This is a genomic window from Streptomyces sp. NPDC050535 (assembly GCF_044457665.1).
In the GTDB taxonomy this organism is placed as follows: domain Bacteria; phylum Actinomycetota; class Actinomycetes; order Streptomycetales; family Streptomycetaceae; genus Streptomyces.
Genome location: NZ_JBITHE010000003.1, coordinates 510981 through 524398 on the forward strand (window position 1 = coordinate 510981; position 13418 = coordinate 524398).

General features: G+C 69.8%; 15 protein-coding genes. 5 read left to right on the forward strand and 10 right to left on the reverse strand.

The features are described 5' to 3' along the window. Positions 1-38 precede the first annotated feature (38 nt). Entirely contained in the window at positions 39-551 is a 513-nt protein-coding gene (locus ACIBLC_RS10330; protein WP_383689801.1) for a hypothetical protein, read from the forward strand. 30 nt (positions 552-581) lie between these two features. Here the strand turns inward: ACIBLC_RS10330 and ACIBLC_RS10335 are convergent, their stop codons facing one another. From ACIBLC_RS10335 to ACIBLC_RS10355, 5 genes are all read right to left on the reverse strand, one after another. Further along, positions 582-1199 (reverse strand): NAD(P)-dependent oxidoreductase, encoded by a 618-nt coding sequence (locus ACIBLC_RS10335; RefSeq protein ID WP_399210343.1) that lies wholly within the window; start codon positions 1197-1199, stop codon positions 582-584. Between the two features lie 52 nt (positions 1200-1251). Continuing rightward, entirely contained in the window at positions 1252-1683 is a 432-nt protein-coding gene (locus ACIBLC_RS10340; protein ID WP_399210344.1) for an ester cyclase, read from the reverse strand. A gap of 24 nt (positions 1684-1707) precedes the next feature. Beyond that, positions 1708-2658 (reverse strand): alpha/beta hydrolase, encoded by a 951-nt coding sequence (locus ACIBLC_RS10345; protein ID WP_399210345.1) that lies wholly within the window; start codon positions 2656-2658, stop codon positions 1708-1710. Between the two features lie 187 nt (positions 2659-2845). Beyond that, positions 2846-3754 carry an oxidoreductase gene (locus ACIBLC_RS10350; protein WP_399210346.1) on the reverse strand — a complete coding sequence of 303 codons (909 nt, stop codon included), beginning with the start codon at positions 3752-3754 and terminating at the stop codon, positions 2846-2848. 240 nt (positions 3755-3994) lie between these two features. Next, positions 3995-4630, reverse strand: coding sequence for a helix-turn-helix domain-containing protein (locus tag ACIBLC_RS10355; protein WP_399210347.1), 636 nt, complete (start codon positions 4628-4630; stop codon positions 3995-3997). A gap of 110 nt (positions 4631-4740) precedes the next feature. On the opposite strand from ACIBLC_RS10355, the gene ACIBLC_RS10360 reads away from it, so the two are divergent. After that, positions 4741-5544 carry an IclR family transcriptional regulator gene (locus tag ACIBLC_RS10360; RefSeq protein ID WP_399210348.1) on the forward strand — a complete coding sequence of 268 codons (804 nt, stop codon included), beginning with the start codon at positions 4741-4743 and terminating at the stop codon, positions 5542-5544. A gap of 53 nt (positions 5545-5597) precedes the next feature. On the opposite strand, the gene dmpG is transcribed toward ACIBLC_RS10360, so the two are convergent. Genes dmpG through ACIBLC_RS10385 form a run of 5 tightly spaced genes read right to left on the reverse strand, consistent with a single transcriptional unit; the run spans position 5598 to position 10300 of the window. Beyond that, positions 5598-6614: a 4-hydroxy-2-oxovalerate aldolase gene (gene dmpG, locus ACIBLC_RS10365; protein WP_399210349.1), complete on the reverse strand. Its 1017-nt coding sequence runs from the start codon at positions 6612-6614 to the stop codon at positions 5598-5600. Continuing rightward, complete coding sequence (locus ACIBLC_RS10370) at positions 6611-7555, reverse strand: acetaldehyde dehydrogenase (acetylating) (RefSeq protein WP_399210350.1); 945 nt, start codon at positions 7553-7555, stop codon at positions 6611-6613. The genes dmpG and ACIBLC_RS10370 overlap by 4 nt, the downstream gene beginning before the upstream one ends. Then, positions 7552-8355 (reverse strand): 2-keto-4-pentenoate hydratase, encoded by an 804-nt coding sequence (locus ACIBLC_RS10375; RefSeq protein ID WP_399210351.1) that lies wholly within the window; start codon positions 8353-8355, stop codon positions 7552-7554. Before ACIBLC_RS10375 ends, ACIBLC_RS10370 begins: the two co-directional genes overlap by 4 nt. Next, complete coding sequence (locus tag ACIBLC_RS10380) at positions 8352-9305, reverse strand: 3-carboxyethylcatechol 2,3-dioxygenase (RefSeq protein WP_399210352.1); 954 nt, start codon at positions 9303-9305, stop codon at positions 8352-8354. The genes ACIBLC_RS10375 and ACIBLC_RS10380 overlap by 4 nt, the downstream gene beginning before the upstream one ends. Beyond that, on the reverse strand, positions 9302-10300 hold the full coding sequence (locus ACIBLC_RS10385) for a zinc-binding dehydrogenase (protein WP_399210353.1): 999 nt from the start codon (positions 10298-10300) through the stop codon (positions 9302-9304). Before ACIBLC_RS10385 ends, ACIBLC_RS10380 begins: the two co-directional genes overlap by 4 nt. 101 nt (positions 10301-10401) lie before the next feature. Between ACIBLC_RS10385 and ACIBLC_RS10390 the strand changes: the two genes are divergently transcribed. The 3 genes from ACIBLC_RS10390 to ACIBLC_RS10400 are packed head-to-tail and all read left to right on the forward strand — an operon-like array spanning position 10402 to position 13297. After that, positions 10402-11751 carry an aromatic ring-hydroxylating dioxygenase subunit alpha gene (locus ACIBLC_RS10390; protein WP_399210354.1) on the forward strand — a complete coding sequence of 450 codons (1350 nt, stop codon included), beginning with the start codon at positions 10402-10404 and terminating at the stop codon, positions 11749-11751. Continuing rightward, a complete protein-coding gene (locus tag ACIBLC_RS10395) occupies positions 11748-12083 on the forward strand; it encodes a non-heme iron oxygenase ferredoxin subunit (protein WP_399210355.1) in 336 nt (111 codons plus the stop codon). Before ACIBLC_RS10390 ends, ACIBLC_RS10395 begins: the two co-directional genes overlap by 4 nt. Then, the gene (locus ACIBLC_RS10400) at positions 12080-13297 is read left to right on the forward strand and encodes an NAD(P)/FAD-dependent oxidoreductase (protein WP_399210356.1); all 1218 of its coding nucleotides are present in this window, start codon (positions 12080-12082) and stop codon (positions 13295-13297) included. Before ACIBLC_RS10395 ends, ACIBLC_RS10400 begins: the two co-directional genes overlap by 4 nt. Positions 13298-13418: the final 121 nt, after the last annotated feature.

A 13418-nucleotide genomic window follows, 5' to 3' on the forward strand; every position in this document is an offset into this window, starting at 1 on the left:
CCAGTGGGCGCTCCCAGCGCTTCGACCAAGGAGAAGACATGCGCAGTATCCGCCGGATCTTCAGCGTGGGAACGGCCGCGCTCGTGCTCGGGGCAGGGCTCATGGCCGGTTCTTCCGGTACGGCTCAGGCGGCGGCGTCGGACTGCGCGGGAGGTGCGAAAGGTTTCACCGACATCCCGGACAGTCTCAGCGGACGCGGTGTGGCGGGGGCCGGGGCAGTCATAGCCAACTTCGGCGGCACTCCGTGGGCCGTCGCCTCGTACGAGATGCACACCGGCAACGTCGGCGGCACACCAATGGGGTGGGGCGTCCTGAGCACCAGCTCCAGCACTTGGGGCCCCAGTGCCATCGGATGGGTCTGGATGGATGTCACCAACGACGGCAAGATCTCGTGGATCCAGTGCGGCCCGTTCACTACGAGCGCAAGCGGCGCCAGGATCACAACCCCGGCCTACCCGACCAGCAACTCGGCGAGTCGGGCCTTCCGTGTCTGCGCGCAGGTGACCAGCGTCTCCCCCGTCAGCGGCATCACCTGCACCCCTTGGTGGTAATCCCCCGATCCTGTCCGGCGGCACTCCACTTCACTTCTGCACGTACACCGACTCGTCCGCGTAGCGCTCCTGTTCCAGGTTGTCGAGCATGAACTCGGCGAGGTCGGCTCGGGAGATCCGGCCGAGGATGGATTTGCCTCGGTAGTCACCATGCCGATAGGCGCCGGTGGTGGGGCCGAACGTGAGGGTGGGCGGCTGGACGATCGTGTACGTGAGGCCGGAGGCGCGCACCAGGGCGTCCTGGCGCTCCTTGGCCAGGACGCCGGAGCGGGCGAGGAGACGGACCGCGCCCAGCACGCCTCGCATCGCGGGGGTGAGTTGGCGTCGGCTGATGGCGCTGGTGCCGAATCCGGTGAGCGCCTCCAGGCGTCGTACGCCGGTGTTCCGCATCGCGGTGACGATGGTGCGGGTGCCTGTGTCGCAGACGGCGTCGCCGAGGCTGATGATCGCCGCTTGAGCTCCGGAGAGGGCCTTCTCCAAGGCCGGTACGTCGTCGAGTCCGGCGACCGCTACCGTCAGATTCGCATGGCGGAGCGTGATGTTGGAGGGGTCGCGGGTGACGGCGACGACCTCGTGACCCCTCCGCAGCGCTTCGGGGAGGAGCACGTGGCCGACACTGCCGCTGGCGCCAAAGACGGTGATCCTCATGACAGTGCCTTCTCCAGGTCCTTGACGTAGGTCTTCTACTGCGGCTCGCCGGTCAGGAGGCTGAGGGCAGGCTGGTGATGCCGAGTTGCAGGAGCATGGCGAGGACGTCCTCGACGAAGGTCGCCTCGGCGATCTTGCCGTCGTGGATGCGGTAGATGCCCACGCCGTTCCACTTGGCCGCCTTGCCCGTGGCGGGCGTGCCCATGAACGGACCTGTGTTGACGCCGCTGTTGGTGAACAGCGCGATGACGGTGTCGCCGTCCGCCAGGAACCGCTGCGGCTCCAGGTGCATGCCGGTGAAGGCGCCGGTGGTGTTGGCCTCGGCGAACTTCCTGAAGTTCGCCAGGCCGTGGTACTCGCCGAGGCTGCCCCCGCGCCAGACCATGTCCTCGGTCCAGTACTTCTCCAGGGCGGAGAGGTCTCCCTCGTTCAAGACGTTGTCGATGAAACCCTGAACGACGGTGATGTTGTCCTGTGCGCTCACGGTGGTGCCCCTGCGGTTGGTGGATCAGGCGGAGAGACGGGCGTTGAACCAGGACGAGACGCGCTCGGCGACGGCGTGACCGGTGTTGGGGGCCATGTTGTTGAAGCCGTGGACGCCATCGGGCCAGACGTCGAGGTCGGCGTGGTTGCCGGCGGCCTGCCAACGGGCGGACATGAACAGGCTGTCGTCCAGAAGCGGATCGAGCGAGCCGACCGTGAACAGGGCAGGCGGCAGGTTGTCCAGCTTCGCGAATAGCGGGGAGATGGACGGGTCGCGCCGCTGCTCGCCGTCGAGGTCGGGGAAGGCGTTGTCGATGAAGCCGCGGATCCAGTGACGGGGCAGGACAAGGGTGGTGTGGTCCGCAAGGCGGCGGCTGGGAGTGCCGCTGACGTCGTACGCGCCGTAGACCAGGCTGATCGCGGCGATTCGCTCGGCCACCTCAGGGTGCTCGTCACGCAGCCGCAGCAGGGTCACGGCCGCCAGGTGTCCGCCGGCCGAGGCGCCGTGCAGCAGGAGCCGGTCGGTGCCGAACTCCGCGACGGCGTTCTCGGCGACCCACAGGGCTCCCGCCGTGCAGTCGTCGATCGGGGCGGGCACGGGATGCTCGGGGGCGAGCCGGTAGTCGATGCTGACAGTCGCGATCCGGGAGTGCTCGGCGTAGTAGTCGTTGATCCAGTCGTCTTCCTGAGGCGTGCCGATGCACCAGCCGCCGCCATGGATGTCGATCATGACGGCCTTCACCGGACCCTCGGGCCGGATGATCCGCAGTACGAGATCCCCGCCCGGCCCCGGGATGGTCCGCTCGCTCACCGACTGCTTCACATCGCGGCTGAGCGCGAAGTCCGCGCCACGAACCGCCGCCAAGCCTTCGCCGGTGGTGACATCCGGATACTGCATCGACTCGGCGATCTGCTGGTTGACGGCGGCGAGTTCGGCCGCGTCGGGGTTCGGGACGAATCCGTCAGAGCTGGTCATGGAGCTGTCTCCTTCACTGGCACGGCCGCCACCAGCGGCCCTGCGGGTGTCTCGTTGCCCTCCCGAGCACGAGACACGCGGACAAATATTCTCATTGACACCCATACCGGGCATCCGATTGCGCGGGGATCGGGAAGCTGCCGCGCCGCCGCTCGCCCCGCACACAGAGGTCGAGCGCTGGACTCCGTCAGGCCTTGAACGTGACGCCGGTCAGCCGTTCGCTCTCCGTCCACAGGCGTGCGCCCTGCTCCAAGTCGTCCGCGCCGCGGGGGAGCTTGGCCGGCTTCGGCGTGCCGGAGGTCTGGTCACGCCCCGAGGGGCCGATGAACTGCCCGCTCGTCACCTCGGCGGCGGTGGCGGCGTACAGCGAAGGCCACGCGCCACCCTCGGACGAGCCCATGAGCAGACGCTCGGCGATCGGGGTGAACACCTTGGCCAGGGCTCCGTTGCCGTGCTGCTGGAGGTTGGTCATCGCGGCCCCTGGGTGAACCGCCAAGGCCTTGAGGGAGGTGTCGGCACCGCGCCGGGCGAGTTCGAGGGTGTAGACGATGTTGGCGCGCTTGGACTTGGCGTAGGCACCCATGCCGCTGTAGCGCTTCTCGCTCATCAGGTCCTGGAGCCGGCCCATGGGCCAGCGCGCGGCGATCGCGCTGACCGTGACCACGCGAGGGGCCGGGGAGCGGAGAACGGCGGGCCACAGTTGCGCGTCGAAGGCGAAGTGGCCGAGGTGGTTGGTACCGAAGGTCATCTCGAACCCGTCGCGCGTGCTCTGACGGGTGGGCAGGTTCATCACCCCGGCGTTGTTGAACAACAGGTCGATCGTCTCGGTCTCGGCGATGCGCGAGGCCGCGTCCCGGATCGACGCGAGATCCGACAGGTCGACCACCAGCGTGTCGGTCTCGGCCGTCGGCGCGACGGCGAGCACCTGCCGCACCGCCCGGTCGAGGTTCGCCCGGCTGCGTCCGGCGAGGATGATCCGCGCGCCGTGCGCTGCGAGCACGCGTGCGGTCTCCAGCCCGATACCGCTGTTGCCACCCGTGATCAGGGCCGTACGCCCGGTCTGGTCGGGGATTGAATCCGGGGTCCAGTGGCTCATCGCGATCACGCTCCCTTACTGAATGATTTTTCAATACCAATGTTGTGGGCGGGTCGGAGCTTTGTCAAATGAACGTTCATTAGTTACGCTCGAGGAATGTGTACCCGGTACCCAGAGGCCAGGAAGCAGCTGTTCCGCCAGGCTGCGCCGGTGGAGTTCACCGAGTCCGGCCGAGCGGGAGCGCGGATCGACCGGATGGCCGGACGTGCGGTTGTCAGAACCCACCCGGGATCCGCCGGGTCAGTCGCGCTCATCCCCGCCCTCCGAGGCAGTGCCCTTGGTGACGACGGGGCCGATCCGGCGGACCTGAGGGAGGGTGGTGACCATGTGGAGCGTGGCCCGCTCGGTCAGGCAGTTCATCTGGTGGGGCACGTCGCCGGGGAAGCGTACGAAGTCGCCCGCGGCCAGCTCGACCGGCTCGTCGAGCGGTCCGGTACGCACCTTTCCCGTGATGACGTAGACGTGGTGCAAGGTGCCCGGGGCGTGCGGTTCCACGGTCTCGCGCGGCGCGCCGGTGCGTTCCAGGCGCAGCAGCAGGGTGCGCACGAAGCCGGAGCCGTACGTCTCGTCCAGGATCCGTTCCGTCCAGTGCCCGGCTCCTGCCCACTCCCCCTCGTCGTGCCTCTGGACGTAGACGGGGGTGCCCCATTCCGTCAGCAGGCGCCGGGCCGGCAGGTCCAGGGCGGCGCCCAGCAGGGAGAGGGTCTCCACGGTGGGATTGCCGACGCCCTGCTCGATCTTCGACAGCGTCTGCTTGGACAAGCCGGACCGGCGGGCCAGCTCACCCAGCGAGATGGCTCGTTCCAGCCGGAAACGCCGCACGTTACGGGCGATCAGCTCGTTCTCCCGCACCGGGCCGTCACTTTTAATGTCCATATCATCATTATTGACGAACACCTGGCCCCTGCGCATTCTTGTCCTGACGAAGTTTCCGGTCGGCACACTCAAAGTGACACCGGCCTCCTCGATGACGAGGTGAACCCCTCATGACGACCTCCGCCACGGACCAGGCCCGCGACGACCGCGCGGCCGTGGACAAGGCCATCAGCCTTCTCGTCGCCTTCGGCGACAAGGCGAGCGTCGGGCTGGGAGTCAGCGAACTCGCACGCCGGGCCCGACTCAGCAAGTCCACCGCGTTCCGCGTGCTGGGCATGCTGGAGCGCAACGGCGTCGTCGAACGCGAGGGCACCGACTACCGGCTGGGGGAACGCCTGCACCACCTGGGGCGTGCCGTCTACGCGCCGGACGCCGAGGACGTCCGGGACTTCCTCCAGCCGTATCTCAGCGACCTGTACGAGATGACCCGTCAGACCGTCCACCTGGCCGTGCTGCACGGCACGGACGTCGTCTACCTGGCCAAGCTCTACGGCCACCGGGCCTCTCCGGTGCCCTCGCGTGTCGGCGGCCGACTGCCCGCCCACGCGACCGCGGTCGGCAAGCTGCTGCTCGCCTACGACGCCGACGCCGCGGCGCGCGCCGTCGGCCTGCCGCTCCACCGTTTCACCGACCGCACGATCACCGACCCGGGTCGGCTGGCGGCCGAGTTGCGCGGTATTCGCCGTGTGGGCGTCGCCTACGACGAGCAGGAGAGCCGACCCGGTCTGAGCTGCGTGGCCGCGCCCGTCATGGCCCCGGGCGGCACCGTGCTCGCCGCGCTCTCCGTGTCCGTGACCGGGGCACGCGACGCGGCTGAGCTGCGCCGCCTGAGCACCGACGTCCGGCGCGTCGCGGCGGCGGCCTCGCAGACCTGCGCCGGCCGCCGCCGCGCCCGTGGCCAGGCGACCCACTGACACCCGCGACACCTGTGTTGCCGCGGCAGGGGCGCGCGGCCGGAAGACGGTGGTCATCTCGCGGAGGCGGCGCTGAGGTCGAGGGCGATGTCGACGATCATGTCCTCCTGACCGCCGACCAGTTCGCGCTTCCCGACCTCCAGGAGGATGTCGCGCACATCCACGTCGTACGTCCGGGAAGCCGCCTCGGCGTGACGCAGGAAACTGGAGTAGACACCGGCGAAGCCCAGGGTCAGCGTCTCCCGGTCGACCTGGACGGGACGGTCCTGAAGCGGGCGCACGAGGTCGTCGGCGGCGTCCTGGAGGGCGAAGAGGTCGCAGCCGTGTTTCCACTCGTTGAGGGTGGCGACCGCGATGAACGGTTCGATGGGGCAGTTCCCGGCTCCGGCCCCGTGTCCGGCCAGGGAGGCGTCCACTCGCGTGACCCCCTCCTCGACGGCGACGACGGAGTTGGCCACCGCGAGGGAGAGGTTCTGGTGGGCGTGGATGCCGATCTGGGTCTGCGGGCCGAGGACGTCCCGGTAGGCGCGGACGCGTTCGCGGACTCCGTCCATGGTGAGCCGGCCACCGGAGTCGGTGACGTAGACGCAGTGGGCGCCGTACGACTCCATGAGCCGGGCCTGTTCGGCGAGCTTCCTCGCCGGTGCCATGTGGCTGAGCATGAGGAAACCCGAGACGTCCATGCCGAGTTCACGAGCGGTCCCGATGTGCTGAGCGGCGACGTCTGCCTCGGTGCAGTGGGTGGCGATGCGGACCGAACGCACCCCCAGGGCGTAGGCACGCCTCAGATCCTCGATGGTGCCGATGCCGGGCAGCAGCAGCGTGGTGAGGGTGGCCCTCTCCACGACGGAGGCCGCGGCCTCGATCCACTCCCAGTCGGTGTGACTGCCGGGTCCGTAGTTCACCGATCCCCCGGCCAGGCCGTCGCCATGGGCCACCTCGATGGCGTCGACGCCGGCCGCGTCGAGGGCGGTGACGATCCGGCGGACGTCGTCGGCCTCGATGCGGTGCCGTACGGCGTGCATGCCGTCCCGCAGGGTGACGTCCTGTACGTAGAGATTGGCGGTCATACGGTGGCCCCCGTCTGTGCGTGCTGGGCGAAGTGTTCGGCGGTGCGCAGGGCGGCCGACGTCATGATGTCGAGGTTTCCCGCGTACGCGGGCAGGTAGTGGGCGGCTCCCTCGACCTCCAGGAAGACCGACACCTTGGTCGTCACCGGGTCCGCCCCGGCCGGGAGCAGCGTGTGCACCGGTTCGTCGGCCGGGACGGGGGTGAACTGCACGTCCTGCTTGAGCCGGTAGCCGGGCACGTACCTGGCGACCTTGGCCACCATGTCGGCGACCGAGTTCCGGACGGCGTCGTGGTCGGCGCCGCCGATCAGGCAGAACACGGTGTCGCGCATGATCAGGGGCGGCTCCGCCGGGTTCAGGACGATGATCGCCTTGCCGCGTGCGGCGCCGCCGACCTTCTCGATCGCCGCCGAGGTGGTCTCGGTGAACTCGTCGATGTTGGCCCGCGTTCCAGGTCCGGCGGACTTCGACGCGATGGACGCGACGATCTCCGCGTAGGGCACGGAGGTGACCCGGGCGATGGCGTGCACGATCGGGATGGTGGCCTGTCCTCCGCAGGTGACCATGTTGACGTCGGCGGCGTCGAGATTGTCGTCCAGGTTGACGGGCGGGACGACGAACGGTCCGATCGCGGCCGGGGTGAGGTCGATCAGGCGTTTGCCGAACGGTGCGAGCCTCTCGGCGTTGGCGACATGGGCTTTGGCGGAGGTGGCGTCGAAGACGATGCCGATGTCCGCGAAGACGTCCATACGGATGAGGCCGTCCACTCCCTCATGGGTGGTGGGGACCTTGAGGCGCCGGGCGCGGGCGAGGCCGTCGGAGTCGGGGTCGATGCCGACCATGGCCGCCATCTCCAGGCTCTCCGACAGACGAAGCACCTTGATCATGAGGTCGGTGCCGATGTTGCCGGAGCCGATCACGGCGACTTTGGTCTTCTTCATGACACTTCCTTGTCCGTGAAGGTGGCGTGCATGGTGCCGAGACCGGAGATCTCCGCCCGAACGGTGACGCCCGCGCGGACGCTCACCATCGGTCCGAGTGCGCCGGCGAGCACCACCTGCCCGGCCCGGAGCGGGTCCCCGTACTCCCTCGCGGTGCGCGCCAGCCAGAGGAGCGCCTCAAGGGGGTCGCCCAGGCAGTCGGTGCCCAGGCCCTCGGAAACCAGTTGGCCGTCGGCGTACAGCCTCATGACGGCGTCACGCGGCTCGAACGCCTTCAGCGGCACCCCGATGTCGCCGAGGACGTACAGGCCGCTTGAGCCGTTGTCGGCGATGGTGTCGGTGATGGCGATGTCCCAGTCGGCGACCCGGCTGTCGACGATCTCCAGGGCTGCGGTCGCGTGCTCGACGGCCGCGCGGACGGCGGCGAGGTCGAGGTCCTCGGCGTCGAGGTCGGCTCCCAGCACGAAGGCGATCTCCGCCTCCACCTTGGGCTGGAGCAGTCGTGCGGTGGACACCGGTCCGGGACCGGAAGCGTCCATGTCCGCGAAGAGGACACCGAAGTCGGGCTGACCGACGCCGAGTTGGCGTTGCACGGCGGTGGAGGTCAGGCCGATCTTGCGTCCGGTGACGACGGCTCCGGCAGCCAGCCGTCGCGCGGTGAGCCGGCGCTGTACCGCGTAGGCGGCATCGACGTCGGTGGTGCCGAGCAGGTCGCGGACCGGGGCGCAGGGGACGAGCTTGAGCTCTGCCTGGGCCAGTCGCTCGGCGGCCTCGGTCACGGCGTCGGGGTGGGATGTCATCGGCTCGTCTCCTGGTGTGCGGTGGCGACGGCGAATCCGGCGATCCACTCCGGTACGGGTTCGTAGAACAGTGAGGTCATGCGGTAGTCGCCGGTGGCGGAGAGGGAGGCGAAGGCGGCGATCCACGTGCGTACCTCATGAGCGGAGCCGCCTCCTTCCGCGCCCATCCACTCGGTGCTCCAGTCGTCCACCTCCGCCAGCCGGCCGCTCGCCAGGGTGTCCAGGACCTGGTTGTCCCAGGCGGGGTTGATCGGGATCATGCGCGACGTGCCGGCGGCGTAGTCGCGGCCCGCCTGGACGACGCGCTCCTCACCGCGTGCCCGCTGCTCGGGGGTGGGCGGGTGGCCGTCGATCAGGGCGTCGGCGACGCGGGGCGGCGCACCGTCCAGGACCGGCACGGGCGGGTCGTGGGAGAGTCCGCCGGAGCCGAGGAAGAGGACCCGGCGATCCAGATCGGCGGCCGCCAGACCCAGGGCACGGCCAAGAACGCGGATACGGCTCACCGGTCCGAGCGGAGTGGCGACGCCGTTGACGAACACGGGCACCACCGGAACCCTGTCGATCCCGTCGAACAGCACCTCAAGCGGTTGCACGAACCCGTGGTCCACCGTCATCCGCGCCGACACGGTCAGGTCGATTCCCTGGTCGAGCACACTGCGCGCGAGGGCTCGGGCGGCGTCGGTGTCGACCGACAGCGGCCCGGCGGAGGACCCGAAGTCACCGACCGCGTGGGCGTCGGTGGCCAGGCAGAAGGGAGGCATCTCCTTGTAGAAGAAGCCGTTGTAGTGGTCCGGCGCGTACAGGACGACCAGTTCGGGGTCGAAGTCGCGCACGAACGAACGCGCTTGGCCGACGGCGGCCCGCACGGCCGCGAGGACCTTCGGCGACGGGTCGTTCTTGCCTATCAGGGGGGAGTGCGACAGGCCGACGGCGGCAGCTGCTGCGGTCACGACGGCTCTCCTTCGAGTTGCTGGTGGGGCGGGTGCAGGACGAGCTTTCCGGTGATCCGCCCATCGATCATCAACTGGAAGCCCTGGTGGATCTCCTCGAGCGGGAGGACCCGGTCGATGACCGGCCGCACACCGGTGGCGTCCATCAGCCTCAGCAGGCCGACCAGTTCACCGCGGGTGCAGCCGGTCGAGCCGAGGATGCGCTGCTGGAGGTAGAAGACCCGGCCCAGGTCGGCGGGCGGATTGGTGCCGGAGGTGGCGCCGGCGATCACGATCGTGCCCCCTGGGCGCAGGGCCTTCATGGAATGCGACCAGGTGGCCTCGCCGACCGTCTCGATCACCACGTCGACCCGCTCCGGAAGCCGTTCGCCATTGGCCACGACGGCCCGCGCACCCCAGCTGAGCGCTTGGCTGCGCTTGTCCTCGCTGCGGCTGGTGGCGTAGACGACGGCGCCGGCCGCGGCGGCCAGGCGGATCGCGGCGGAAGCGACACCGCCTCCTGCCCCCTGGACCAGGACGCGGTCCCCGGCCCGGATCGCGGCCTGGGTGAAGAGCATGCGGTAGGCGGTGCCCCAGGCGACGGGCAGGCAGGCGGCCTCGTCGAAGGTCAGCCAGTCCGGCTTGGGGATCAGATTTCGGGTGGGGACGGCCAGGTACTCGGCGAAGGCGCCGTTGTGCTGTTCCGACAGCAGGGCCCGGCCCGGGTCGAGGGTCTCGTCGCCCAGACCCGCGTCGGCGTCGGCGATGACGGGGTGGACGAGGACAGGGTTGCCGTCCTGGTCGTAGCCCGCGGCATCGCAGCCGAGGATGACGGGGAGCCGCTCGGGCGGATGACCCACGCCGCGCAGCGTCCACAGGTCGTGCATGTTGAGCGAGGACGCGACAACGCGGACCAGGGACCAGCCGGGCCGGTTTTCGGGCTTCGGTACGTCGCCCAGAACGAGGCCCGCCAGCGGATCGGTGGCACTCTGAGCGACGGCGGTTGCTGCAAGCATGGCCTCACGCTCCCTCGCCCCGGCCTCCTGGGAACAGTGCGTGTGCCGCACAGCGGAACGACGGTTGGATCCGCCCTGACCTGCTGTTGTTGCCTTGGGGCATGACCTCGACGATCGAACCTCGGGGCGCGGCCACCCCGGCCCCGCGCGGGGCACTGCGGCGCCCGGCAGACATGGCACCGGACCTCGACGTCTCCGGGCTCGTCGACACCGCGGGTGGGCTCCTGGACCGCGTCGTCTTCACCGACCAGGACCTGTACCGCCAGGAGCTGCGCCGCGTCTTCGCGCCCAGCTGGCTCTTCCTCGCGCACACGGATCAGTTCCACAGGCCCGGCGACTTCTTCACCACGTACATGGGTGAGGACCCGGTCATCGTGACCCTCGACCGGGACCGGCGCATCCGCGTCTACCTCAACTCCTGTCGGCACCGCGGTGCCCGGGTGTGCCGTGCCGACGTCGGCACCACCCGCAACTTCACCTGTACGTACCACGGTTGGTCCTACAACCTGGACGGCTCGCTGGTGAGCGTGCCCAACAAGGACGGTTACCCGGAGGAGTTCGAGACCGGGCAGTGGGGACTGGTGGAGGTCCCGCACGTGGAGACCTACCGCGGCCTGATCTTCGGCACCTGGAATCCCGAGCCGACGGGGCTGCGTGAGTCGCTGGGCGACATGGCCTGGTACATGGACGCCATGCTCGACCACGACGAGGAGGGCACCGTCGTCGTCGGCGGGATCCACAAGTGGGCCCTGGAGGGCAACTGGAAGCTGGCGGCGGAGCAGTTCGCCACCGACTGGTACCACGTGAACATGAGCCACGCCTCGGCGCTCATGGTGCTCGCCCCGCCCGGCAAGAGGCCCAAGGACGAGGTCGTGCACCGAACCGGCCGTCAGTTCTCCGACGCGAACGGCCACGGAGCCGGCTTCCCGGTCCACCCCAAGAACCGGTTCGACGCCCAGACGGTGCACAAGTGGACGGACTACGGGGCACTGCGGGAGCGGCTCGGTGACGCCCGGGTGGAGGGGCCGCTGACCAACGGGCACGCCACGGTCTTCCCCAACTTCTCCTACCTGCCGGTCAACGGCTCGATCCGGATCTGGCACCCCAAGGGCCCTGACCGGATGGAGGTATGGGCCTGGACCGTCGTCGACAAGTCCATGCCCGAGGAGGTCCGCGAGGCCCAACGCCTGTACAACCTGCGGACCTTCGGCCCGAGCGGCATCTTCGAGCAGGACGACGGCGAGAACTGGAGCGAGGTGCAGGCCATCTCGCACGGCTTCATCACCAACGGCGTCGCCCTCAACTACCAGATGGGCATGGACTCCGAGCGCGACGACGGCCGTCACCCCGGCAGAACGAGCGAGCTGTACAGCGACGCGGCAGGCCGCGCCTTCTACGGGCGCTGGCGCGAGCTGATGAACACCCCCGCATGGCACAAGGAGCAAGCATGAGTGACGGCATTCGCGTCGCGGCCCTGGACGACATTCCGCAGGGCGAGGGCATCACCATCGACAAGGCGGTCACCGGGACCGCCGACGACATCGCGCTGCTGCGGGACACCGACGACACCGTGTACGCGCTCGACGACACCTGCACCCACGAGGACGCCTCGCTGGCGGACGGCTGGGTCGAGGACGGTTTCGTGGAGTGTCCGCTGCACTCCAGCAGGTTCTGCCTGAAGAGCGGCGAGGTCCAGGGCCTGCCCGCGACCAGGGACGCCTGCCCGCACCGGGTCGAGGTCCGCGACGCCGAGGTCTACCTGTTTCCCGGAGTGACTCCGTGACCGGGTCCGTGGTGATCGTGGGCGGCGGCATCGCCGGCGTCGGCACCGCCGCGGCTCTACGGGCGGGCGGCTTCGACGGCGGCCTCACCCTCGTCGACGCCGGCGAGTTCCCCTACGACCGTCCACCGCTGTCGAAGGACTACCTCGCCGGGGGCAAGAACCTGCGGCAGATCGCGCTCCAGTCCGAGGAGTGGTACGCCGAACAGCGGATAGGCCTGGTCAACCGCACCGTCGTCACCCGGCTGTGGCCTGCGGAGGGCAAGGTGGAGCTCTCGTCGGGGGCGCTGCTGCCCGCCGACCGAGTGGTCCTGGCAACCGGCGGCGGCGCGGCCCGGCCGTCGATCCCCGGGGCCGACAGCGACCGCGTCCACGTCCTGCGGACCTCGGACGACGCCGACCGGTTGCGTGCGGTGCTGGTCCCCGGCGCCAGGGTCCTGGTCGTCGGAGCTGGGCTGATCGGCGCGGAATCCGCGTCCACCGCCGTCCGCCTCGGCTGTGAGGTGACGCTGGTCGACCCCGTCCCGCTCCCCCTCGCCAGCGTCCTGGGACCGGACCTGGCCGGCTGGTTGCACGGCCTGCACACCACCCACGGCATCCTGACCCTGCGGACCGCCGTCGAGAAGTTCACCGACCGCGGCACCGGCGGCATCGACGCCCAGCTCTCCGGCGAGGACACGCCCCGCCGCTTCGACGCCGTCCTGCTCGGCGTGGGCATGGTGCCGTCCGTCGACCTTGCCGTGAGTGCCGGTCTCGTCATGGACCGCGGAATCGTGGTCGACCCGGGGCGTACGACGTCGAACCCGGCCGTGCTCGCCGTGGGCGACCCGGCCAGGACCCGCGACAACGGCGTCCTGCTCCCGCGCACCGAGCACTGGGAGGCCGCGCGGCTCGACGGAGTCCGGGCCGCAGCGACCATCCTGGGGACCACGCCGCCCGCCCCGACGGCCGGTTGGTTCTGGACCGACCGGCACGGGCGACACATCGAGTCCGTCGGCCACCTGACGCGGGCATCAGACAGCGTGGTGCGCGGCTCGTTCGACGATCCCTCCTTCTCGGTGTTCGGCCTGCGTGAGGGGCGCGTCGTGGCGGCCGCCTCGGTCGACGACCCGACCGCCGTACGGGCCGCGCGCCGCCTGATCGACCGCGGTCTGCCGATCGACCAGGGACGACTGTCGGACACCACTGTGAACCTGCGCTCCCTGCTGCGCGGATGACCGCCGTGCCGTTCAGCGGCACGCCTCGCAGGGCCCGCGCCAGAGTCCGCGCACGGGTCCATGCACGGGTCCGCGCAGGGGTTCCACGCACGGCTCCACGCACCAAGAAGGGATCGATTGA